This window comes from Pseudoalteromonas sp. NFXS53 (assembly GCF_056629255.1).
Genome location: NZ_JBWVBR010000033.1, coordinates 1 through 23,814 on the forward strand (window position 1 = coordinate 1; position 23,814 = coordinate 23,814).

Genomic DNA, 23,814 nt, shown 5'->3' on the forward strand with positions numbered 1-23,814 from the left:
TACGCAAAGGGGACGCGAAATGAATTCGCTGCTACCGGGGTTTAGTTCGGTAGCACCGACTTTACGTCGGGTAAGTGATACGCAAAGGGGACGCGAAATGAATTCGCTGCTACCGTGGTTTAGTTCGCTAGCATCGACTTTACGTCGGGTAAGTGATACGCAAAGGGGACGCGAAATGAATTCGCTGCTACTGGGGTTTAGTTCGGTAGCACCGACTTTACGTCGGGTAAGTGTTACACAAAGAAAACGCGAAATGAATTCGCTGCTACCGGGTGTCTAGTTCGGTAGCACCGACTTTATGTCGGGTAAGATTTATTCTGAAAATGCGGTCTCAATACACTCAACTAATGCTCTTAACCCTTTTCCTTTGTTCACCACTTTCCAAGCAATATTTAATGGTTGCGGTATTGAAGGCTCCGCCAACGTTAATGTTTTTAATGTGCCTGATTCAATCTGACTAGTTATCTGATCTACTGGTAAAAAGCCAACTCCGACTCCGGCCTCTATGGCGCAGATTTTCTGCTGCAAATTGCTTACATATAAGTGTTTTGAACCTTCAATGATGTTTGACGACTTCGCAATGGCGTTTCGACTTGAATCGTGAACAACCACGGTGCGATATTTAAGAATATCAGACGCTTCAATGTCTCTGCCTAGTTTATGAAGTGGGTGTTCTGGCGTTGCTACAAAGACACTATGGTATTCGGTCAGGGTTTTTGCGCGTATGCCTTGCTGCACTGGAACGGGATCTGATGCACCGATCACCAAATCAACCTCGTCTTCTATTAATGCTTCCCATGTGCCGTTGAGCACTTCCTCTTTAAAGTCGAGTTCTATGTTTTCGTGTTCAGCTAAAAATGCATGGCAGGCTTTAAAAACTTTGCGCTCGTCCACAATGGTATCAATAGCGATACGTATTTTGGGCTCCCATCCGTGGGCGATTGTTTGCGTTTGCTCAGTCAATTTACCAACCGCGAGTAATACTCTGCGGCCTTCTTCTAGAAGGTGCAGGCCTGCTGGAGTTAGCACAGAGCGTCGACCTCGGCGCACAAATAAGGTCACCCCCAGTTGTTCTTCGAGTTTTTGCACAATATACGAAATCGCTGATGGAACTTTATTAAGCTGCTCAGCGGCACTGGCAAAACTACCACGTTGGTCAATGGCATCGAGTACCAGTAAAGCTTCTAATGTTAGAGGAGAGTGCTGCATATCACTTAAAAAACATGTTCAAAACTATTGTTCAAATATTTTGAACTAACTTGTCAAATTCTGCCAGTTATTTGTTTTCTCATGCTTACCTATAATGAACTCACTTCTTCAGAGAAACACTGAAAAACACAATTAACTAAATTTAAGAGAGCAGCAAAATGAACACATCAACTTTACTAAACGTACTAAAAACTGACGAGCAACTATCAGCTTTACCACTTCGCGTAGTCGCAGGTATTTTATTTATCGCCCACGGCGCACAAAAGTTATTTGCTTGGTTCGGTGGCTATGGTCTTGAAGGCACAGGTCAGTGGATGGAATCAATTGGCTTGGCGCCGGGCTATTTAATGGCACTTATGGCGGGAAGCGCAGAGTTCTTCGGCGGAATATTTTTACTAGTCGGCTTACTTACTAGACCAACCGCCGTCGCACTTGCTTTTACTATGCTGGTGGCTATTTTTGCAGTGCATTTCCAAAACGGTTTATTTATGTCGAACAATGGGTATGAATTTGCGTTATCACTGTTTGCTATGAGCGTAGCCTTGGTATTCCAAGGTGGCGGTAAGTTTTCGCTAGACCGTGTTTTAACGTCTAAGTTTTCTAGCCAAGGTAACGCGCAGCTTCAACTGCAAACAACTAAAATCGAAATATAAGTTCGAAATTTTATAGAGCGCAAAAAGTTAAAGTAAAGAAGTCACCGATCATAAGTGACTTCTTTTAAGCAAAATATTTATAGCATTGAGAGGATTTATTATGGGTTTATTACAAAATGGCAAATGGGTTGATAAGTGGTACGACACCAAAGAAAGCAAAGGCGCATTTAAACGCCAAGACAGTAAATTTCGAAACACGATTAGCACAGATAGTGATAACCCTTATCAACCTGAAGCTGGCCGTTATCACCTTTATGTTTCTTTAGCGTGTCCTTGGGCGCACCGCACATTGATTTTTAGAGCGCTAAAAGGGCTTGAATCTTTCATTGATGTCACAGTTGTACAAGCTCAAATGCTAGAAAATGGCTGGGAGTTTGATGATGAAAAAGACCCGCTTTATGGTTTTAAATATGCTTATGAGCTGTATTTAAAATCAGATCCAAGTCATGAAGGCCGCGTGACGGTTCCAATTCTTTGGGATAAAAAGACCCAAACCATAGTCAATAATGAATCAGCGGAGATCATTCGTATTTTTAATACTGCGTTTAATGAACTCACTGGCAATACAGATGACTACAGTCCAAAAGCTTTATTGCCTGAAATTGATCAGATGAACGAACGTATTTACGACACCATAAACAATGGCGTCTATAAAGCGGGCTTTGCAACGACACAAGAAGCTTATAACACAGCGTATGATGCTTTATTTGATAGTCTAGATTGGCTAGAAGACCATTTAAGTAAAAATCGTTATTTAGTTGGCGAGCAAATTACCGAAGCCGATTGGCGTTTGTTCACGACACTTATTCGCTTTGACGCCGTGTATTTTGGGCATTTCAAATGTAATCGAACTCAACTGAAAGACTTCGAAAATATCAGCAATTATGTTCGAGAGTTGTATCAGGTACCGGGAGTTAGCGATACGGTTAATATCGAATACACCAAAGAGCATTACTACGCGAGTCACAAGACCATTAATCCAACTGGCGTGATCCCAAATGGTCCAGAGTTAGACTTTAACGCGCCGCATAATCGCGGAACCCTTTAAAACATTCTCAGGTGCTACCGAGGGTTTTTAGCACGGTTGCACCGACTTTACGTCGGGTAAGTGTTACATGCAGAAAACGCGAAATAAATTCGCTGCTACCGGGTGTTTAGCGTGGTAGCACCGACTTTACGTCGGGTAAAAGTTTCAAAAAAGACGCGAAATAAATTCGCTGTTACCGGGTGTTTAGCGCGGTAGCACCGACTTTACGTCGGGTAAAAGTTTCAAAAAAGACGCGAAATAAATTCGCTGCTACCGGGTGTTTAGCGCGGTAGCACCGTCTTTACGTCGGGTATGCGTTGCTCACATAAAACGCGAAATAAATTCGCTGCTACCAGGTGTTTAGCGCGGTAGCACCGTCTTTACGTCGGGTAAGCGTTACTCACATAAGACGCGAAATAAATTCGCTGCTACCGAGGGTTTAGCTCGGTAACACCGACTTTATGTCGGGTAAGCATTACTAACATAAAACGCGAAATAAATTCGCTGCTACCGGGTTTGTTTATCTCGGTAGCACCGACTTTATGTCGGGTAAGCATTACTCACATAAAACGCGAAATAAATTCGCTGCTACCAGGTGTTTAGCGCGGTATCACCGTCTTTACGTCGGGTATGCGTTGCTCACATAAAACGCGAAATAAATTCGCTGCTACCGAGGGTTTAGCATGGTAGCACCGACTTTACGTCGTGTAAAAGTTTCAAAAAAGACGCGAAATAAATTCGCTGCTACCGAGGGTTTAGCACGGTAGCACCGACTTTATGTCGGGTAAGCATTACTCACATAAAACGCGAAATAAATTCGCTGCTACCGAGGGTTTAGCACGGTAGCACCGACTTTATGTCGGGTAATCGTTACACACAGAAAATGCGAAATAAATTCGCTGCTACCAGGTGTTTAGCATGGTAGCACCGTCTTTACGTCGGGTATGCGTTGCTCACATAAGACGCGAAATAAATTCGCTGCTACCGGGTGTTTAGCGCGGTAGCACCGTCTTTACGTCGGGTATGCGTTGCTCACATAAGACGCGAAATAAATTTGCTGCTACCAGGTGTTTAGCTCGGTAGCACCGACTTTACGTCGGGTAACCTTTCCAACTCCTTTCACAAAAAATTTGCTAAATGTAAATTTTAGGTTAATAGTTTATTTGTCCGATTTGGGGACAAATAAACTGAAAGGAATAATCATGAACTTAAAACTCACCGCATTAGCAACCTTGCTATGCAGCACCACGGCATTTGCAGCTATTCCATATAAGAATGAGCAATACCAGTTCACTCAACCTAATGGTGAAGTGATAACCCTAACACTCAATGGTAATAGCTTTTACGCAGAGCAAAGAACGGCTGATGGCCGTCTTGTTATTTTTGACAATGCACTAAAAGGTATGGCATATGCTAAATTAAATGACGAGGAGAGCGAGTTAATCTCAACTGGCATTTTAGTCAGCACTAAAAATCAGTTGGGCATTCAAAGTGCTCAGCTTCGAACTCAACAAGCAGGGCTAAGCACCGAAGCCAAACAGCGCTTAGTTGAAGCACAGCAGCAGCGCATGTTAGGCGAGCATGATACGCATACTCACTCGGCACAAACACGTATGCAAACTACACAGTTAGATGCGCAAATATCAGGGCAAGTGAAAGGCCTTACTATTATTATCGACTTTCCTGATGAGCGAGGCACCATCAGTAAGGCGCAAATTGAGCGCTTTTTAAATAACGACACCTATACTGAATTTGGTAATGCACAGTCGGTAAGAGGCTATTTTAAATCGGTGTCGGGTGGAAAGCTTGATTACACGAACACAGTTACCCAGTACTACACGGCAAAAAAGAACAAAGCCTACTATGCTGATTCAAGCTTAAGCTCAACGGTTCGTTCACAAGAGTTGATCAAAGAAGCGCTAGATTGGCTTGAGTATCAACAAGGTTTTGACTTTTCGACACTCACTACCAACAGTAGTAAGCAAATTCGTGGTTTAAACATTTTCTATGCAGGTAATTCAGACAGCAGTTGGTCGAAAGGGTTATGGCCACACATGGCACGCTTAAGCCCAAGATTTTGTGCCGATGGCGTCTGTACCGACCGCTACCAAATTACAGACATGCGCAGTAGTTTATCAATTGGTACCTTTGTGCATGAATCTGGTCACTTAATCACGAATTGGCCCGACTTATATGATTACGACGGAAGTTCAGAGGGCTCGGTCGCCAGTTTTGGTGTAATGGGATATGGCGCAATAGGGCAAACAAACCGGTTTAAACCAACCCCACCAGTCGCACATTTTCGAGCAATCGCAGGATGGGACACTGTCACAGAGTTAAACCCAGCAATTAATGCAAATGCACCAAAAGGCATACTGAGCCATACTTCAGGTTCTAATGCGTCGTACAAATGGACAAACCCAAGTAACCGCAATGAAGCGTTTTATATCGAAGCCATTCATAAAAGCGGGCAGAACTCAGAACAACCTGATCAAGGCCTAGCAATTTGGCACGTTGACAGCTCGGGTAGCAACTCAAATGAATGGAAACCCTATATTCAAATGGAACACGCTGATGGTAATCGCGATCCTGAATACAAGCGCAATCGTGGCGATAGTTCAGACTTATTTGATTATGCAGGAGAGTTTTCAAACACCTTGCCCAACGCACAAACTTCGCGCGGCACTAATGCATTGTGGTGGAATGGCAGTGATTCGGGTTTAAAAATTTCGAATATCAGCAGCCCTGCACAAACAATTAGTTTTACAGTTAACGGCCAAATTATCGACCCGCCTAAAGGCACCGTTTACACGGGCAACTTAGCTGATAAACAACAGGCCATAGAACCAAATGGCAGTTGGTTTCAGTATGGTGGCGGTTCAATTAGCTTAAAGCTAACTGGCCCAAACACCGCAGATTTTGATTTGAAAATAGAGCGTTGGCAGGGCGGAAGATGGCAGCAAGTAGCTATCTCTGAAACGCAAACATCAACAGAGTCAATTAGCTATCAAGCGAGCTCAGGCTATTATCGATATATTGTCTATTCGTATTCTGGCGCCGGCGACTATCGTTTAGAAGAGATTAGATAACCATACCCACTTTCGGTGCTAATATGCTGGTAGCACCGACTTTACGTCGGGTTTTAGTTCTCAAAGAAAACGCGAAATAAATTCGCTGCTACCGGGGTTGTTTAGCTCGGTAGCACCGACTTTACGTCGGGTAAGCGTTACTCACATAAGACGCGAAATAAATTCGCTGCTACCGGGTGTTTAGCTCGGTAGCACCGACTTTACGTCGGGTTTTAGTTCTCTAAGAATACGCGAAATGAATTCGCTGCTACCGGAGTCGTTTAGCACAGTAGCACCGACTTTACGTCGGGTTTTAGTTCTCAAAGAAAACGCGAAATGAATTCGCTGCTACATGGGTTGTTTAGCTCGGTAGCACCGACTTTATGTCGGGTTTTAGTTCTCAAAGAAAACGCGAAATGAATTCGTTGCTACATGGGTTGTTTAGTTCGGTAGCACCGACTTTACGTCGGGTTCTAGTTCTCAAAGAAAACGTAAAATGAATTCGCTGCTACATGGGTTGTTTAGCTCGGTAGCACCGACTTTAAGACGGGTTATCGTTTTCAAAGAATACGCGAAATAAATTCGCTGCTACTGGGGTTGTTTAACTCGGTAGCACCGACTTTATGTCGGGTAAAATCTTATCAATGAAAATCAAAATAACCTTATAGCAAACCCTCCCTGTAAACACTCAAAAACAAAACGCACTAGTCTGATGAGTAATTCATTTGTACCCGCTTCCTTGCGAAAGGCATTTTTATAAACAACATTTATATTAATGAGCTGTAGAGGAGAATTTTATGCTAAGCGCTGCATTTATAGATTTTGACAACCTTTATGGTTGCTATATTAATGAAATTTCTCGTGATTTCTCTTCAGAATTACTCATCGAAGTTTTTAAAAAGCTTGAGTTAAGCGCGCCTATTTCGATAAAGCGAGTTTATATTAACTGCGCTATGTTCAGCAAATATGCTAAAGAGCTCAAAAAAGCAGGCTTTGAAATAATAGATTGTCCTCCGCTCACATACCACGGAAAAACCGCAGCTGATCAGAAACTTGTCATTGATGCTATGAAATTGCTTTTATCAGACGCTCGATTGAGTGAACTTTATGTCCTAAGCGCTGATGCTGATTTTACCCCGTTGGTAAATGAAGCAAGTGATAAAGGTGTAAAAAGCACAATTGGCTATTTCGGCAGAAAAGTGAGTGAGTGCTATCTGTTATCTGCTAGTCGAAGTCTAAAGCTAGATAAATTACTGAATGATTCTGCGGCAAAAGTAGATGTCATTCATAGTCAGCATCTCGGAGATGCGCTGGCATACATTATTCAGTTAATCGAGCAAGGTAAGCCTGTTCACATTAACGAGTTTATGCACACTCCTTTATTCAAAGGGATCTCAAATAACCTTCCTCGGTATGGTTTCAAAAAGTTTGGTGATTTTATAAAAGCACTCCCGCTCGACGACATTAAGTATCACAGTGGCTACTTATATGATCCAAGCGAATATAGTTTAAAGGGGAGCTACCCAAACGTTGTAATTAGCAAGACGAGCCAAGCAATTCAGACAGTGCAAACAAACCTTCAATGTGGCACCCAAAAAATAAAACCCAAACTAACTACGCCCGTAAAAAAGTCTGTGAGTTTAATCAGAATTTTATTTAAAAAGCTTAAATCAATTACGGGTTTACCTACGACCAATTTGTCATTGATGAATCGCTTGTTTACCTCTCTTGAGAAGGGCTTAAAGAAGCAATGCTTTAAAACCCGAAGGCTTGTGCAGTTCGTAGCACAAAGACTTGATAGCGAGCTGACATTTAATCAAATCGAAAGTGTGATCATACGGATCAGAGGGTCAGGGCATCAGCTCTCATACAATGACGATGCACAAAGTTTAGCAATTGCATTTAGCCGATTTGTGTTCAAGAAATGCCAATTAAATGCAGTGAGTCTAACTTCAAAAGAAAGAAGTTTAATTCAGCGCTGGATAAACCATTTGTCGACGCGTTAATTTAGGAGCTTCTATAATGTTTAAGCGACCCAGAAAGCCGCATGATTATTTGACGCGCTCGAAAAATCGCTGGCAGTCAAACTCAATTTATAAACCGCGCACCAGTAACAGGCGTCTTTTTAACCTATTAAAGAGGCTCCTCAAATACAGAGTAGTATTTTTTCTATTCACAATAATCATTACTTTTACAACTTACACCGTGTTTCACAAAATTGACCAGTCGCTATTTTTGAAAGATTTACTCGGCGAGCAGCTTGTTGAAAAGATAAAACAGCAGCAAAAATATCTGAGTAAATTGCAAAAAAGTTTTGATTTACACAGTTATTTTGGTGAAACCGTTTTTTCTTTAGTGAATGAGGATAAGTCAGCCGAAGAAATTGTGACTGACAATTTGAAAAGCAGTGTTGCAGACAATATTGATGATATAACTGGCGTTATTAGTGTTGTAGAACATTTATCGCTATTTATTCACGAACAAAACATCGGAGAATCAAGCTTCAATTTAATAGAATTTAAAGGCTTAACCAGTCAACTAAACGAAGGGGTTAACAAGTTACAACCAATCGCAAATCAATATATTGATAGTGGACAGGCTCAATTCAACAGCTTACAACTTCAAGCACATCTACAAAAGATTAAAGAGTCAACACAACCTGTTACCAAAGCTTACATTGCTAAAGTAGACGAGCAATTGCAAGTGTATCTATTAGAGCTAGAAAATTTAAAAGCGGTGTTAAGTAATACATTGAAAGCAAAGGAGTCGAAATGAATAAAACAACATTAAAGCTTGAATCAATCATATTGACTTCTACTATTACTGCTTGTGTCACGTTATTTGTAATTGGCAACTTAGTTACTTTTATTAACGTTGAGCAAAATGTCTCGAAGCAAAACAAACTCCGACCTTTTCTTTTAAATTTGCAACATCATTTTAGCCATCACGGGTTTACTAATTTAGGCGCTAAGCTACGTCATTACATAAATGAAAAACCAAGTCAGGAAATACCTGCAAAGCCCTATAACGATTTTGAAGTTACATTTAGAAATATAGAAGATACAGATTCCACAAAAGCAATCGAACAAAACAGTCGGGGAAGTATAAAACCTGAGTCGAATAGTGATGACACAGACTTTTCTCTTAAAGACAGTGTTTACGTCAAGGGGTTTATTCGTGGCTGCAATAAAAATGTTCCTTGGCAACCAATTACAGCAGGTAGTAAAGCTAAGGGAAGTATAACTTTTGTTGGTGATATACCTGATGTACAAAAGCAAATTATTCGTGAGGGTATTAAAAAAAATCTAAGAAGGGTTTTCAGTTATTTTCACTTCAGAGGTATTAAACTTACTTATGTCACTGAGATAGAGATGCAGATTTTTGCCGACTATGAAGAGTATCAAAATGCTTTGCGAGCGCACGGTATAACTATCAGAAATATTGAAGGAACAAAAACAAATGGAGTGTATTCCCCTTATCATAATAAGTCTTTTATTATTATGCGTCATGATGATAACAAGACAATAAATTCTGCAGCACACGAAGCAATTCACACTATTTTGTATACCAACTTTGGTCTTTTAAATACCACCATAAATGAAGGACTCGCAACTTATCTAAGTGCAGTTCGAAGAAATAAAAATAGTGCTAGGTGGGTAAATTCGGTTAATTGGCTTGATAAGGTGCAAGAAGACAAAATGCCATTAGGCTTTTACGAATTATTTAGTAAAGATAGTCATCAATGGAGGGCAAAAGATGTACTACATCATTATGCGAGCAGTTGGGTGTGGATGTCTTATTTATTACTCAATGACAAAACAAGCTCAATAATAATCAATGCACTTAATTACAAAGCGTACAACCGGTGCCACAAATTAGATATTGAGCAGATAACGATGGATTTGCTTTATGTTCACCCAAATATCAAAGGCGACTTTGAAAAATGGTTTCTTACAAAAACAAGAAGGTAATAAATAGATTAAAATGTGTTGTAGCACCGGCTTTACGTCGGGTTATCTGCTTATATTAAAAGCAATTTAAAATAATCAGACCAAACATGAATAACTTATTGATTCTTATCACTACTCATCTACAAAAAATTAAGCTAAATTAGCAATCAACTAAGTTACAAAGAAACTTGGTGAGCAGCAGCTATATTAAAACTGCACAGGCGTGAAACCCAACGTCACCACTCTCACACTGGTAAAGAATAAACACATGACACAACAAACGCTCGACTACTACGCTCAGAACGCCAGCGCATTCGCCAACAGCACGCTCCATATAGATATGGGCGAGTTTTACAACGCATTCTTACCGCATATACCTTCAGCAGAAGGCTGCCCGAATGGTTTAAAACCGCATATTTTAGATGCAGGCTGTGGCTCGGGCCGAGACGCACTGCATTTTAAAAAGCTTGGCTATAAAGTCACGGCATTTGATGCGGTTGCAGAACTGGCAGAAATCGCCAGCTTTCACCTAGAGCAGCCTGTTTACGTAAAAACATTTCGCCAAATTAACGACCAAAACCAATATGACGGCATTTGGTGCTGTGCAAGCTTACTGCACGTCGCGCACAGCGAATTACCCGATCGTTTCACCAAGCTTGCCAATGCGTTAAAACCAAACGGGGTGTTATACGTTAGCTTTAAGTATGGTGAAGGTGAGCGAGACATAAATGGCCGCCACTTCACTGACTTAACCGAAGAAAGCCTAAAAGCATTGATAGATGCAGAGCCACAACTAACGATTGAAAAAACATGGCAAAGCGAAGATCAAAGGCCTGAGCGCAAAGGCGAGATTTGGTTGAATGGGTTGATTAGGAAAGCATCCTAGTTAATCATTTAATGAAGCATTATTTAACTTTATTTAGTTCTAAACTCTTCAATTAATACGGAGTAAAAGCTTGGGGAATTTATCTGATAAAAGGAAATTAAGTGAATTTATTAATGAAGTTATGGAGGGGTATGGTTATAAACTACGCGAGAGAAACTCGATAGGCTGTTTATATGTAAAATTATCTTTTCCCGCTGTTTTTATAGATGTTGATTTGTATAGTAAAAATTCAGATGAATATCAATACATTGACTATACCAGTTATCAAAATAAACTGATGCATCACTATAATGGGTTATATAGATTCTTAGTTGATAATAATTCCAAGGATATTGAAAGTGAAATAAAGATATTTATTGATGAGGCGGAACTATTCCTAGGACCTGAAGAAAACACCAACTCATGTATCAGAGTTTATGGTCAAAACCGTTCTGAGTCGCATATAGACCCTACACCTCCAGAATATCACTTTACTGAATTGTTTGCAGAGGTATATGGTGAAAAGTATTTCTATGCTTTGGAGGCAGAAAGTAAATATATTGATTGCCGAGGGCATACTAGATATGTGGATTTTTTATTAAAACGTTGTAACACTTCTAACACCAAATTTCATGGTGATATAGCAATAGAACTTAATGGTGAGCGTTACCATCACCCTTTATTCACACAGAAGAAGCAATATAGGACTCAGCTCTTTAAACAAAATTCTCTAATATATGACGGGTACTTAGTTTACCGCTGGTCATTAAAAGGTATGGCGGATAAGTATAAATTCAAAGAGCAGATGCGTAACTATTTTGGTGACTCACAGTATTTTAAAAGAACGCCTCAATTTTTAGCCCAGAGAGAGTTGTCGTTTAAACTATATGAACATCAAGAAGATGCTGTAGAAAATTTAAACCATCAACGTCAACTAGGTAAAAATACCTTTTTAGTAGTATTACCAACCGGAACAGGTAAAACAGAAGTTTTTATTCAAGATTTAGCCGTTCAAATTGAAAAAAGTAACTCCAGAAGAGCACTTGCAATTGTCCCTAGCACAGCTTTAAAAAAACAATTGCAAATGCGTATATCACTTAGATTACCAAATTTATTAGTAGGTGAAGATTTTAATGACCACTCTTTGCAGTTAACTGTTCAAACGAGTGCTTATTTAATCAGACATTATCAAAATTTAAGTCAAATAGAATTTGACTATATTCTGGTTGATGAAGCTCATAAAGCAGCAGCTACTGGACTTAGAAAAGTAATAGAGTATTTTCAACCTAAAACACTCTTAGGCCTTACCGCCACAGATGAAAGATTGGATGGTCAGGAGCTTGAAGAAATATTTGGTAAGTATTCAGTAGACCTAACTTTAGAACAAGCTATCGCTAAAGGTCTTGCACCTCAGATAAGATGTTACCGCTTGGAGTCAAACATAGACTTATCGCAAGTACGGTTTAATGGTAAGGATTATGTAAAAGCGGATCTAAATAAAACTTTACTAGTTCCTTCACGAGATCAACTCATCGTAGATTTACTAAATAAATATTTCTCAACGCCCCTTTTAGAGAATCAAACTCTAAAGCAAGGTGTGATTTTTTGTACTGACATAAAGCATGCAACACGTATGGCCCAGCTCATGCAAAAAAGTGGTATTAGTGCAAAAGCAGTACATGGAAAAGATCGGGAAGGTATTGAAGCCTACCATAAACGTGAAATACGTTTTTTATGTGCTTGTGACTTATTGAATGAAGGCTGGGACGCACCCCAAACAGAAATTCTTGTCATGGCTAGGCCAACAATGTCAAAAGTGCTTTATACCCAACAGTTAGGGCGCGGAACACGCAAATATGAAGGGAAAGAAGCATTGATTGTGATAGATGTTGTAGATAGTTATGGAACTGCATTACAACCATGGTCAGTTCATAACTTATTCAATTTGACTGATTATCAACCATTTTCAGATATAATAAGAACTGAGAAAAATCTATTGAACGATGAACTTTTAGTCCTTGATAATATGTGGGAAGGAGAACGCAAAATAGAAAAAATAAATATCTTTAACTTTGAAAAAGAGTTTGGTGACTTACTCAGCGAAGAGCAACTAGCTAGAGAGTTATTTATATCCACAAGTACGGTTAAACAGTGGATAAAAAAAGGCGAAATATACCCAACAAAAACTCATCCATTTGGAAACAAAGTACTTAACTATTTTAGCCAAAATCAACTAACGGCTATAAGGAAAGAAAAAAATATTAAAGAACGAACTGAAGCAACTCGAAGAGATGATTTTTTTGAGTTCTTAGAAAAGAGAGATTACGCGTTCTCATACAAAATATTCTTCTTGTTATCATTTATTACTCTTTGTGATGAGCATGGAGAAGTAAAGCTATCTAAATTAGTTAAAAAGTATCAAAGTTATTATGTTCTTCTATTTGAAAAATATGGGAAACTGGAAAAGGCTAGGTGCCCTTTTAATGAGGAAGATAAACTGAATGATATATCTTTCGTATCACGTAATCTTATGCAAAATCCATTTGAAAAGTTCGAACGCAAACGATTTATATATCACTCTAAAGATTTAAATATAGTCGCCTTTGATCCAATACTTTGGGAGCAACTAACTCAAAGATGTATAGACAAAATAAAAAGTCAGATGACTTTTGATATTAAAGATTATTTTAAGAACGATGATATAATTTTGTCAGAGCTTTTATAGCCTGACAATGAAGTAATACCTGAATCCAGTTCATAGCCATACACTTCTTTAAAAATGGTAGGTAATGAATCATCCCAATCTGGCTCGTTAGGATCGTTTAACCATTCATGGCGCACAGCATGTAGCTCTGGGATTGTAATTAGCGCTTGACCACTTAAATGCTTTTCGAGCTTTTTTTGTAGTTGCAGTAAAACACGTAACATAAAGCGGCGATATTTAAGTAGGTATGGGCCTGTAGTGTAGTCGTCGAGTAATACTTTTTCGCCATCTTCTTTTAGAGTTTTAAACGCTAAACGGCCATTTCGGCGAATATGGTTACGGTATTTCTTTTTAAGTGCGGGTGACGTACTTCGCGACAAAATATTACGGTATTTAAGTAGGGGCTCCATCCAAGTTTCGCCGTTAGCTACTAGGCTTTCCATTGCGCGGTCTTTTGTTACTACGGTACATGTCCAACAACCAAAACGTGAGTTACCACACGATGGCGTTGTTTCGTCGATGACTAACGGGCATTCACCTTGACCAGAAGAGTCTTTGTAAAGGTTCCAAAGCAATAGGTTTTTACCACCCCATGGGTTTTCCCACTCTAGGTCGTATTTATCTATCCATTTATTACGCGGGCCGTATGGTGTTTCTTCTTGTTTTAAGTGGCATAAACGCAGGATTTTCCAAACATCATCAACATGCCATGTATCGATAGGTGTATAAATAAATGCATTTGCAAGGGTAGTATGTACGGCGAGATCAGAGCCATCAATTTTGTGCTTTTTGATTACTTGCGCACGCGACGCACTTTCTTGTGAGCGAGAGCCTAATACAACAATAACTTCATCGTATTGGCTTACTTTTTCAGTAATAAAGGTGCTTACTGGGTCAATCTTCATGCGCTCGGTACACCAACGGAAATTACGTGTTGGGGCAGGGTAGCCTTTACCTAGTAAGTTCGACCAAAAGGTTTGGTCGGTTTTTGGTGTGACCTTGTGTGCTGTAATCGGTAAGTTATCACGCTTAGCGCCATCGTTGATTGCTTTTAGCGAGTTATTTACATGGTCTACAACCACAGGTGTTTCTACTAAAGTATCTGACGCGACTACAAATACAGGTTTATGACGTTGCTCTGGCTGTAAACCTAATAGCGCCATATAAACAAGCGCCATAACAGCTGATGAATCTTTACCGCCACTGTAACCAATTACCCATGGGCGCGTATCAGCTAGGTAAACGCGTTGTGTGTCTGCAATAAATTCACGTAAATAACGACCGGAAAACTGCTCGTTCTCAATAAAATCTACGTAATCTTCTTCCAAGTCGTGTTGGTGTATTAACTTCATGCGTTGAGTAACTTGCTCTATTTTCTTGTTTTTGGGAATGGGGCTGTTTTATGCTTAATACATATTGTTGTTATAGTGTTTATTAATTTTAGTAATGAAAGTAAGCTCTGCCACGTTTTCAAATTTTAGCTCACCACGTTCACGTTTGTGCATGAGTTCGCATCCTGAAATTTATAGGCGCTTTTGAGTTTGTTTGCTGGTTAGCCAGACAGAGCTTAGTTTTTTCATTTTACAGATAAGAACTAATAAACGTTAATATCATAATACCCAAGATTTATAATTTCACCACTCCATAGCTTTAATTGTGGAACAACTCTGTAGTTGCCTTTTTGCGAAAATGAGTGTTTTGCTTGAACTATATTGGTCTTAGTTCTGCCAAACATTTCACCACCGTTAGCAAAGCCAAATTCATGAGGCCTAAATTTAGCTTCTGAGTGATCAGAGGATTTCTTCATGAAACTTAGATGTTTATCATTTCTGTCTTGAATAGAAAGTCGCAGCTCTGCAACGTTATACGTCGTCCATCTAGTTACATTTCTAATTCGAAATTCCGATGTAATAGTGCGATTAACTTTAACCTGGCGAGAAGAGACATCAAAGTCTTCGATTCTTAGACCCATTAGATATGTATTAAAGTCGCTTTTAGGTCTAAATATACCATCTTCATTTTGTTCTTCTTTAAAGCAGTTTTGCTCTTTAACTAATAACTGATTGCCATAAACTTCATCTATCCAAGCAACGTGCCCATACCTATTTTTTGAGCTTCTATCTTGTATGGCAACTGTTCCAGATTTGGGGATCTTTGAAAAAATATAACCACTCTCTCTATTTTGTGCTCGATGATGGTCCATATCCCATCTCCATGCGCTCGTTCTTTGTTCTAGGCTGTAACCCCAGTTATCTTTAGCCATCTTCCAAGCAAACCATGTACAGTTGCCGTCTACTGAATCTAGCTCTGAGCCATTTTTATTGTTGTCACAACATGGAAATGGGTTTCCTGAAGAAGTGAAATTACCGCAGCGCTCTTGGGCTTGTAATGCTTGTGAAGCAAACACAGTTGAGAAAACAGAAGATATTAAGAATGTGGTAAATAGCTTATTTGTGCGAAGCATCTTTATTTCCTTTAAAAGTTTTTAATCATCTGCCCGATTGCAGATGTTTCAAGATGTTAACCTTGAGTTTCTAAAAGTAAATTTGTACTATCCATAGCGCTCTATCTAACTCTACTTTACTGAATATAAAGGATATTATTTTGAAAAGTGCAATTGAGATACGGATAAAGGAATACATTGAAGCTCAAGGACTGACGAATCGGAGATTTGCTAAAGACGTGGGAATGGGGGAGTCAACCCTGTATAAAAAATGGCGTGAACCACAGAGTTTTACTGAATTTGAGCTACGACGTATAGCTAATGTACTTGGCATTAATTACGAACAAGCCAGTGCGTTGTGTGTCGAGGTAAAAAATAGAGACTCTATTCAAGCAGAGCAGCAAATAGAGAGTGTAAAAGGCTTTCATGGCCGCTCTGGCATTTTGTTGGTAGTTGTCGTTTTGGGAGTTGTGCTGTTAAGTGTTGTACTGCACTTATTATCTGAAATCAGATTTACTAGCAGTGAGCAGCAGTATCTACCCGAATATAGGGCGCGTTATATTGGTGCAGGGCTTGATTTGGCTCCAAGTGATTTGGGTAAAGAAACGGCATTTCATTCTTCTTTATATGATTATGAGTTTTTAGACATTACAGTTGAAACGCTCGGTGAAGATATAAGTTTAACCGGCAAAATGCGTTGGACGCTAAAGCGAGATAAGCAGCTTACAAGGTTGAGTGAGTTTTCGGCCCAAGGTAAACATTTGGGCGATACTGCGGCCTTGGTTTATACGGTTAAAGATCCGGTTGATTCGGATGTGTGGATTGGTACGGCGATGATGCATATGCCTCGCTCTGGTGATTCAAAAGGGTATTGGATGACCATTCACAACGATAAAGACCCGGTGGGAAACGGGCCATTTGCAATTGGAACGATCGATCTGATACGCCGAGAAATAAATTAGTTTTACTGAATGATATGTCAGTATTTCGGCTAACTTATTAGCATTAATTTAGCCATTTACAACTCTGATGTGTTTTTAGTTGTTGAAAATATTCAGCCGTGTAATGCTTGATTTAAGAAGTATTTATGAGGTTGGTAGATGGCTGATTCTAATGTTAAGGCTGGGTTTTCGAAAGCGTATATATTTATAGCTGTTCTACTTATCAGTAGCATTGGCATTGTTATATTCGTAACAACTTATAAACCAAAGAAAGTTAAAATTGATGTTGAAACTCAAGAGTTAGAGCTTTCTCATGAAAGGCCAGAATTTGTTGAGTATGAAGAGCCTAAACCTGTTGTAATTAAAAAACTGCCGCTGCCTAAGAAGGATAATGTTGGAAACGAGAGGTTACCGCCCAAGCACAATAATGCTGAAGCCGGAAAGCCAAAGTTAGATCCTCATGCGCCTCACCCTTGGTTAAGCGTAACTCCCTCAAGTGATGACGTTAAGGCATGCCTTGCTCTTGAACGTAAAAAGCTGCCATTTACAGAATTGTACAACCCTGAAACTAAACAAATTGAAAAATACTATGACTTTGAATTACCGGTAGAAATTCTCGTAGTAGAAGATGGAAGTTTTAGGAATTTACATACACATTTTGATCAAGGCATTGCAAAACAGATTGAGTCAGTGGTCAATAAGACTATTCAACGTATGTTCACAGACTATATCAGGGTACTTGGAGGTCATAGTTTATATGTTGCTGAGATCAAACTTTGGATTGCTGCAACTGATTCAGACTATGCAGATATTCTGACTAAGATAGGTGCAGAAGATCATATTGAAACTAGTGCAGGCTTGTATTCACCAACAAAGCATCTAGCCATTTCACGGACTCGTCTTGATTATCGAGGTCAAATTGATCTAACGTCATTCCTGGGAACTATAGCGCATGAAACTGCACATGCATTTAACTTTATTCAATTTGGTTATATGAATAGGTGGTCAACAGAGGGTATTGCTGAATATTATGAGTATCAGTTTAAAACTAGATATCCTGGCTATTTTATGAGTCAAAAAGAGTGGGATGATGCAACTGGTTTAGTTTATTATCCATTAGAATTTGACAAATTACTTACTGAAAACGAAAGTTGGAAAGATGAAAATAGAGGCCTACTCTATGCTTCAGCTCATGCATATATCGATTACTTTCAGAAAGACAGGCCTGATTTATTAAAACAAATCTTAGACTTTGAACAGCGACAACTTTGCCGACCTGCCCGACGTGCGAAAGTTGCAGCGATTGTAGATCCACATAATATGCTATTTTCTGATATCCAAACAAGGCATGAACGTTTAATGAGAGATTACGAGGTTATGACCGAAAAATTGAAAAGTAATAATCAGTAGAAAATTAAATTAATCGTACGTTTTTTGTTAAAAAAGCCTTACCAAATGAATTGGTAAGGCTATAACTAAGTAGCTTATCTGCTCTAAGAGCACAGATGTTGTAATACAACATCAACTTAGTGGGTGAACGACAGTGTTACCCGCTTTTATTCATCCATTCATAAAAGCCCTGTTAGTGTGTCTAAAATTGGATTACTAAGCAATTACACCACCTTACAGCTGTTACATTTGTAAAAGTTGCGCTTATTCAAGATTATTGCAAATAAATTATTGATATAAAAACTGATAATTATTATCATTTTGTTTCTTGTGTTTTTTCTTGGATTGTCATGCGCTTAGTTTTTGATACCCACAAAATAGAAGTGATGAATAGAACGTTACTTGCTGTGATTGGTGGCTCTGCTTTTTCGATTTTGTTGTGTTTATGCGTGTCGTTTTTACTCCCAATTGAGAAAATGCATGCAGTTGCATGGTCGACCATGCTGGTATTTATTGTTTTTCCAGCTGTAGTTATGTGGTCTTTCGGGGTGAATAATCTTAAAAAAGCCGCGAGTTTTCTTTCTATCTTAATTATCTTTTTAGGCGCTATTAGTTGGTTGCTTTTAAATTTAGGTAACCCATTATGAAAAGCGCATTTAGACAATCAATGGCCTGGTTGCATACTTGGGTTGGACTGTTATTAAGTTGGGTGCTGTTTTTTATCTTTTTGACTGGCACTGTTGGCTATTTTGATGATGAACTCGACGATTGGATGACGCCTCAAACACCTACATTTTATGCAACTGCTGATGATTCATTGCCTGTACTTGAACAGTTTTTAGCGACTAAGGGTGCTGATTTAAAAAACTATTCAGTCAGCTTTCCTGTTGATAGAACGCAGCCGTTTTTGACGATTTCTTACCGTGATGCAGATAACAAGCGCCAACGCATAAAGTTAAATCCTTATACTGGTGAGGAGTTAAACCCACGTGCGACGGCTGGTGGACAAACACTTTATAGAATGCATTATCGACTTAGGTATATACCCACAAAAATTGCTTATTATATTGTCGGTGTTGCGACCATGTTTATGTTCTTGGCTTTGATCACAGGTGTGGTGATCCACAAGAAGATCTTCAAAGAATTCTTCACTTTCAGACGTGGTAAGAAGCCAACAGCATGGTTAGATGGACATAATTTGATGAGCGTAATGTCGTTACCTTTTCATTTCATGATCACTTTTACGGGCTTTTTGTTACTTCTTTATACTCTGATGCCACTCATAATGAACGCGCATTATGGTGAGGAAAAAGGAGGCAGAGATGCGTTTTTTAAAGAGTATTTCAGTCGTACGAGCGTGAAAGCGTCAGGTGTAAGTGAACCTTCGTTAGAGTTAAAAACGTTATTAGAACGTGCTGATGCAGAGATAGCTGGTAAGCCTATAGCCTGGTTTTCTGTGTCGAATGTAGGCGATAATAATGCCATTTTCGAAGCTGGCAGCACGCACAAAAACTTGAGTGATAGTCGGGATAAATGGGTATTTGATGCAAATACTGGTGAACTAATCAAAGCGCAAATAGGTCATGAATCTTCAAAGTCATTCTACTATGTACTCCGCTCTTTGCACGAAGGCTTGTTTGCGTCAACGTCTCTCAGATGGCTTTACTTTTTAACAGGTTTACTGGGTACTGGCATGATTGCCTCTGGTATGGTGCTATGGACTGTAAAGAGAAGGACTAAAGCCCAAAAAAATGGCGGTGGTAGTTTTGGCTATCGGTTTACTGAAGGACTCAATTTAGCTTTTTTGTTAGGTTTACCTGCAGGTATTGCTATGTATTTGATTGCTAATAGGGTATTGCCAACCGAATTATCTGAACGTGCGATGTGGGAAGTGAACTCGCTATTTATTACTTTCTCAGCGTTTATTTTAGTTGCAATTTCAAAGGCTATTGCCAAAAAAGCGGATAACGCTTGGGTAAGCTTAACTTTCTTGACGGGCTTTTTGTACGCTTTAGTGCCAATAGTGAATGCTATTACTACGGAGCACAATTTACTGTTTAGTCTACTTAATCAAAATTGGGTATTTGTTGGGGTAGATGCAGTTTGTATCGCCGTTGCAATGGCATGTTTTGTCTTAGGTAACTATCTACATAAAATATTCAATGTAAAAATTAATCAACAAGAACACTCAGCAGGCCCTGATTTTAAAAGAGGTCATGCATCATGATTATACTTTTATCGATGTTAATTATGTTTCATGCTTTGCTTTGTTTATTGCTTGCAATGCCGAAGTACAATAAACAAATCTCAAATTTTCCCAAAAGAAACAATAAACTAGAATCTAGCTTTAGACATGCAGGTTATGTACTGCTGGCAATCAGTGTTGCGCTATTAGTTTTTGATAATGGAGTCGGTGTTGGTATTGCATGGGTGTGCGCCTTACTCACATTTTTAGGCAGTCTCGTGAGTGTGATGTTTGCATTTAACCCGACAAATACTGCGTCTAGTTTAATATGGTTACCAAAAAAGATTTTTGGTGTCATTTCGTCTAGTTCGGCTTATTTCTACTTAGTAGGTTACGGGGTTTTTGCTGCAAGCTTAACCATACGCTTATAAAGCGCTTATCTTTAGGTTTCACTAACGTTATTGATAATTTTTTGACGAGAGCACTATGAAATTATTAATAGTACACTCAATTTAACATAATTTAAATTTGAGTGTTCTAGTGTTTCTGTTTTCCTGAGTGATTTCTGAGTATGCAACATAATTCATTTACATAGATTTGCTTTTGAGTGTATCAAAGTATGAATAACTGATTGATATGCAATATTTTAAATTTATAATAATGCTGCTTAGTTAAAAAGGTGGTGTGATTTTGTTAGATGCTAATATTACTCAGGTTAAATTTGCAGACTGGTTGCTTTTAACAAGAAGTTGTAGCTTAGTCAGCGATGGTACAACACAAGAGCTAACGCCGCTTAACTATAAAATTCTCTGTTATTTCATTTTGAATCCTAATCGTATCGTTTCACGAGATGAGTTCATCAGTAGTGTCTGGGAAAACCACTATGTGGATGATAACGCAATTAATAAAGCTATATCAGACTTAAGAAGGATCCTAAAATCTTCTGATAGTGCACAAATTTTAATTAAAACGCATTACAAAAAAGGGTATAGCTTTGTCGGAGATGTGGAGTTTGTCAGAGAAACAAAAGTCGATGATGAAGATAAACGTTTAAATCAGCTATCAGAAGAAAATGCACAACAAGATCATCATATTGAACCCATTTTAACTTCATACAAACAAGAGAAGACTGCAAGCGCGCAAATAAAGTTTTTTCAAATTTTTTCCACTCAGTTTTTTCTATCAATTCTAGTAATTTTTATATGTGTTTCAGCAGGCAGTTTTTGGTATCTAAAAGAGCCTGAGTCCATTCAGTTCGAATCAAAAAAACTCTCAATTTCGGATGATAGTATTTATTTTTCTCTTAGTCCTTCTCCCTCAAATGAAAAACTAGCGGTAACAAAAGAAAATGTGAAAACGGGGATTGATGAAATATTTCTCATCGATTTAGATACGCATAAAAACACCAAAATCATTTCTGAGCAACACGACAGCTATCCAATTGGTTGGGCTTCAAACAGTAATAGTATCTACTATCAAATTATCAATAACGCTATGAAAGTTTGTGAAATTTGGCGTGCTGATTTTAAAGTAAGTAATGAAATTTCTTTTAAAGAAAAGGTTTTAGACTGTGACTCGCAATATATCTTGAGTATGGTGACGGATGAGCAGCACAATAGAATAATTTATACAAAATTTGGTTATCGAAATGTACCTAGTTTGTCAGCGCTAGTTGCGAGAAACTTAGAAACAGGTGAAGAGTTTCAAGTTACCTCACCAAATATTGACTCTTACGGAGATAGATTTGTATCACTTTCTCCCAACAAAGAAAAAATAGCCTTCGTAAGAAGGCAAACAGGGATCAGTCAAATACACATTGCCAACCCAGATGGAAGCATGCAAAGAAAAGTACATGAGTCTAATGAAAGGATAAATAGAGTTGAGTGGGATAACGACTCACAATTACTCTTATGGTACGAGATAAAGTCACGACAACTGTTTTCTTATGATGTGAATTTAGCTTCATTGAGTAAAACAGCAGTTTCATCGAGAAACTACAGCAATATTGTTGTGAGCAGTGATTCGTTCATTGCAACTACTAAGTCTTCAGATGCTGACATTTATACTTATAACACGATTGCCAACACATTTGAGCAGATAACCGACACGAGAAATAATGAATTTTCACCCATGTCTAGTGATAACGGGTTCTATTTTTTCAGTGAAAATGAAGGTTTAAAACTAAACACTTATTCCAATGGAGAATTAACGGTATTAGCTGAAGCTTTGGATATGGATAGCCTCGTTGGGGGGGATTTTAATAAGAGTAATGGGTTAATGGCTTTACATCAAAGGGATCAAGTTGTTCTATTTAGACCTGATGATAAGAAAGAGGTAGATAGGTTTAAACTAGACAATCAAGTAGTGCACTTAGCATGGTTAAATATGACAAAACTTTTACTCATATTGGAAGGCAACCAAAGTGAACAACATATTTGGACATTAGATTTAGAGTCCGAAAAACTTCAAAAAATTATTCATCATGATGCTCGTCGAGTTTTTAAATCATCTTCTAATAAAATCATTTATCAAGATTTTTACAATAACCTTCACATATTTGATCCTGCCGAGGGGACTTCACAACTTCTACTTTCTTTGAAGGGTTATCCATATATAAACTGGCGTTATTTGGATAATCATATCTACTATTCAACGGGAAAAAACCTTATAAAATACTCTTTAGAGACACGAAAAGAGACAGTTGTGTTTAATAAGTTCTCAGAAAGTGATAGTTATATTTTTGATTTTTCGATTGTTAAAAAGTCAGACTTTGAAAAAATTATCCTTCAAATTCATAAGTTAATGAGTAACGAGGTTGTTTTACTTGAGCGTGCGAAATAGTTACTGAAATGTGAGCTTGCTCTATCAGGTATTTGTAACTAATCCCTCATGACAATTTTCATAATCCCTCGCTATTATGTACTCAGCTTTTAAAGCTTGCTCGTGTTTGAATGCAGTTATATTTAAACATTTTAAATAAACTTAATTCTTCATTTTTATCAATAATGAGGCGAACTATGTTCTTAGCCATTAATAAGAAAAAACTCAAAGAGCTCTCTAATACCAAGCTTACGTATTTACAAACGGCTGCAATAAACGGCGGTGAAGTTGCTAATTCAAACCAAGACACACTAAGACCTTCTAAAACTTCTGGTTTTAAGTGTGTTGTTGAGCCATTACCAGGTAAAGCCGCTCCTAGTACTTCAGTATGCTTTTAGTTTTTTAAGTCAAGGAAAGGTTGAAGTAATCAAGGAAAGGTTGAAGTAATCAAGGAAAGGTTAGAGCAATCAAGGAAAGGTTAGAGCAATCAAGGAAAGGTTAGAGCAATCAAGGAAAGGTTAGAGCAATCAAGGAAAGGTTAGAGCAATCAAGGAAAGGTT

General features: G+C 38.5%; 18 protein-coding genes. 15 read left to right on the top strand and 3 right to left on the bottom strand.

Features of this window, described 5'->3' with window-relative positions; translation table 11 throughout:
- Positions 1–312: 312 nt before the first annotated feature.
- Positions 313–1,209 (bottom strand): LysR substrate-binding domain-containing protein, encoded by an 897-nt coding sequence (locus AC1HJP_RS20595; RefSeq protein ID WP_480363371.1) that lies wholly within the window; start codon positions 1,207–1,209, stop codon positions 313–315.
- Positions 1,210–1,367: 158 nt separating this feature from the next.
- On the opposite strand from AC1HJP_RS20595, the gene AC1HJP_RS20600 reads away from it, so the two are divergent.
- From AC1HJP_RS20600 to AC1HJP_RS20635, 8 genes are all read left to right on the top strand, one after another.
- Positions 1,368–1,862 carry a DoxX family protein gene (locus AC1HJP_RS20600; RefSeq protein ID WP_480363372.1) on the top strand — a complete coding sequence of 165 codons (495 nt, stop codon included), beginning with the start codon at positions 1,368–1,370 and terminating at the stop codon, positions 1,860–1,862.
- A 100-nt stretch (positions 1,863–1,962) separates the two neighbouring features.
- Positions 1,963–2,910 (top strand): glutathione S-transferase family protein, encoded by a 948-nt coding sequence (locus AC1HJP_RS20605; protein WP_480363373.1) that lies wholly within the window; start codon positions 1,963–1,965, stop codon positions 2,908–2,910.
- Between the two features lie 1,181 nt (positions 2,911–4,091).
- On the top strand, positions 4,092–5,978 hold the full coding sequence (locus AC1HJP_RS20610) for a M6 family metalloprotease domain-containing protein (RefSeq protein ID WP_480363374.1): 1,887 nt from the start codon (positions 4,092–4,094) through the stop codon (positions 5,976–5,978).
- A gap of 776 nt (positions 5,979–6,754) precedes the next feature.
- On the top strand, positions 6,755–7,963 hold the full coding sequence (locus tag AC1HJP_RS20615) for an NYN domain-containing protein (protein WP_480363375.1): 1,209 nt from the start codon (positions 6,755–6,757) through the stop codon (positions 7,961–7,963).
- Positions 7,964–8,192: 229 nt separating this feature from the next.
- Positions 8,193–8,732: a hypothetical protein gene (locus tag AC1HJP_RS20620; RefSeq protein WP_480363376.1), complete on the top strand. Its 540-nt coding sequence runs from the start codon at positions 8,193–8,195 to the stop codon at positions 8,730–8,732.
- The gene (locus AC1HJP_RS20625; RefSeq protein ID WP_480363377.1) at positions 8,729–9,928 is read left to right on the top strand and encodes a hypothetical protein; all 1,200 of its coding nucleotides are present in this window, start codon (positions 8,729–8,731) and stop codon (positions 9,926–9,928) included. The genes AC1HJP_RS20620 and AC1HJP_RS20625 overlap by 4 nt, the downstream gene beginning before the upstream one ends.
- Before the next feature lie 247 nt (positions 9,929–10,175).
- On the top strand, positions 10,176–10,793 hold the full coding sequence (locus tag AC1HJP_RS20630; protein ID WP_480363378.1) for a class I SAM-dependent methyltransferase: 618 nt from the start codon (positions 10,176–10,178) through the stop codon (positions 10,791–10,793).
- Positions 10,794–10,863: 70 nt separating this feature from the next.
- A complete protein-coding gene (locus AC1HJP_RS20635; protein WP_480363379.1) occupies positions 10,864–13,497 on the top strand; it encodes a DEAD/DEAH box helicase in 2,634 nt (877 codons plus the stop codon).
- Here the strand turns inward: AC1HJP_RS20635 and AC1HJP_RS20640 are convergent.
- Positions 13,455–14,828 carry a DNA phosphorothioation system sulfurtransferase DndC gene (locus tag AC1HJP_RS20640; protein ID WP_480363380.1) on the bottom strand — a complete coding sequence of 458 codons (1,374 nt, stop codon included), beginning with the start codon at positions 14,826–14,828 and terminating at the stop codon, positions 13,455–13,457. The genes AC1HJP_RS20635 and AC1HJP_RS20640 overlap by 43 nt on opposite strands.
- Positions 14,829–15,070: 242 nt before the next feature.
- Entirely contained in the window at positions 15,071–15,940 is an 870-nt protein-coding gene (locus AC1HJP_RS20645; protein WP_480363381.1) for a CHAP domain-containing protein, read from the bottom strand.
- Between the two features lie 224 nt (positions 15,941–16,164).
- On the opposite strand from AC1HJP_RS20645, the gene AC1HJP_RS20650 reads away from it, so the two are divergent.
- The 7 genes from AC1HJP_RS20650 (at position 16,165) to AC1HJP_RS20680 (ending at position 23,652) form a co-directional block, all read left to right on the top strand.
- Positions 16,165–16,881 carry a hypothetical protein gene (locus AC1HJP_RS20650; RefSeq protein ID WP_480363382.1) on the top strand — a complete coding sequence of 239 codons (717 nt, stop codon included), beginning with the start codon at positions 16,165–16,167 and terminating at the stop codon, positions 16,879–16,881.
- Positions 16,882–17,019: 138 nt separating this feature from the next.
- Positions 17,020–18,270, top strand: coding sequence for a hypothetical protein (locus AC1HJP_RS20655; protein ID WP_480363383.1), 1,251 nt, complete (start codon positions 17,020–17,022; stop codon positions 18,268–18,270).
- A gap of 329 nt (positions 18,271–18,599) precedes the next feature.
- Positions 18,600–18,896 (top strand): hypothetical protein, encoded by a 297-nt coding sequence (locus tag AC1HJP_RS20660; protein ID WP_480363384.1) that lies wholly within the window; start codon positions 18,600–18,602, stop codon positions 18,894–18,896.
- Positions 18,893–20,476 carry a PepSY-associated TM helix domain-containing protein gene (locus AC1HJP_RS20665; protein ID WP_480363385.1) on the top strand — a complete coding sequence of 528 codons (1,584 nt, stop codon included), beginning with the start codon at positions 18,893–18,895 and terminating at the stop codon, positions 20,474–20,476. The genes AC1HJP_RS20660 and AC1HJP_RS20665 overlap by 4 nt, the downstream gene beginning before the upstream one ends.
- Entirely contained in the window at positions 20,473–20,865 is a 393-nt protein-coding gene (locus AC1HJP_RS20670) for a DUF3325 family protein (RefSeq protein ID WP_480363386.1), read from the top strand. Before AC1HJP_RS20665 ends, AC1HJP_RS20670 begins: the two co-directional genes overlap by 4 nt.
- Before the next feature lie 259 nt (positions 20,866–21,124).
- The gene (locus tag AC1HJP_RS20675; RefSeq protein ID WP_480363387.1) at positions 21,125–23,275 is read left to right on the top strand and encodes a winged helix-turn-helix domain-containing protein; all 2,151 of its coding nucleotides are present in this window, start codon (positions 21,125–21,127) and stop codon (positions 23,273–23,275) included.
- Between the two features lie 176 nt (positions 23,276–23,451).
- Positions 23,452–23,652, top strand: a complete 201-nt coding sequence (locus AC1HJP_RS20680; protein ID WP_480363388.1) for a hypothetical protein — start codon at positions 23,452–23,454, stop codon at positions 23,650–23,652.
- The last annotated feature ends 162 nt before the right edge of the window (positions 23,653–23,814 follow it).

Bases quoted from the DNA above. Each gene is read 5' to 3' on its own strand.
- AC1HJP_RS20595 (WP_480363371.1), bottom strand. From the start codon at position 1,209: ATGCAGCACTCTCCTCTAACATTAGAAGCTTTACTGGTACTCGATGCC.
- AC1HJP_RS20600 (WP_480363372.1), top strand. From the start codon at position 1,368: ATGAACACATCAACTTTACTAAACGTACTAAAAACTGACGAGCAACTA.
- AC1HJP_RS20605 (WP_480363373.1), top strand. From the start codon at position 1,963: ATGGGTTTATTACAAAATGGCAAATGGGTTGATAAGTGGTACGACACC.
- AC1HJP_RS20610 (WP_480363374.1), top strand. From the start codon at position 4,092: ATGAACTTAAAACTCACCGCATTAGCAACCTTGCTATGCAGCACCACG.
- AC1HJP_RS20615 (WP_480363375.1), top strand. From the start codon at position 6,755: ATGCTAAGCGCTGCATTTATAGATTTTGACAACCTTTATGGTTGCTAT.
- AC1HJP_RS20625 (WP_480363377.1), top strand. From the start codon at position 8,729: ATGAATAAAACAACATTAAAGCTTGAATCAATCATATTGACTTCTACT.
- AC1HJP_RS20630 (WP_480363378.1), top strand. From the start codon at position 10,176: ATGACACAACAAACGCTCGACTACTACGCTCAGAACGCCAGCGCATTC.
- AC1HJP_RS20640 (WP_480363380.1), bottom strand. From the start codon at position 14,828: ATGAAGTTAATACACCAACACGACTTGGAAGAAGATTACGTAGATTTT.
- AC1HJP_RS20645 (WP_480363381.1), bottom strand. From the start codon at position 15,940: ATGCTTCGCACAAATAAGCTATTTACCACATTCTTAATATCTTCTGTT.
- AC1HJP_RS20650 (WP_480363382.1), top strand. From the start codon at position 16,165: ATGGGGGAGTCAACCCTGTATAAAAAATGGCGTGAACCACAGAGTTTT.
- AC1HJP_RS20655 (WP_480363383.1), top strand. From the start codon at position 17,020: ATGGCTGATTCTAATGTTAAGGCTGGGTTTTCGAAAGCGTATATATTT.
- AC1HJP_RS20660 (WP_480363384.1), top strand. From the start codon at position 18,600: ATGCGCTTAGTTTTTGATACCCACAAAATAGAAGTGATGAATAGAACG.
- AC1HJP_RS20665 (WP_480363385.1), top strand. From the start codon at position 18,893: ATGAAAAGCGCATTTAGACAATCAATGGCCTGGTTGCATACTTGGGTT.
- AC1HJP_RS20670 (WP_480363386.1), top strand. From the start codon at position 20,473: ATGATTATACTTTTATCGATGTTAATTATGTTTCATGCTTTGCTTTGT.
- AC1HJP_RS20680 (WP_480363388.1), top strand. From the start codon at position 23,452: ATGTTCTTAGCCATTAATAAGAAAAAACTCAAAGAGCTCTCTAATACC.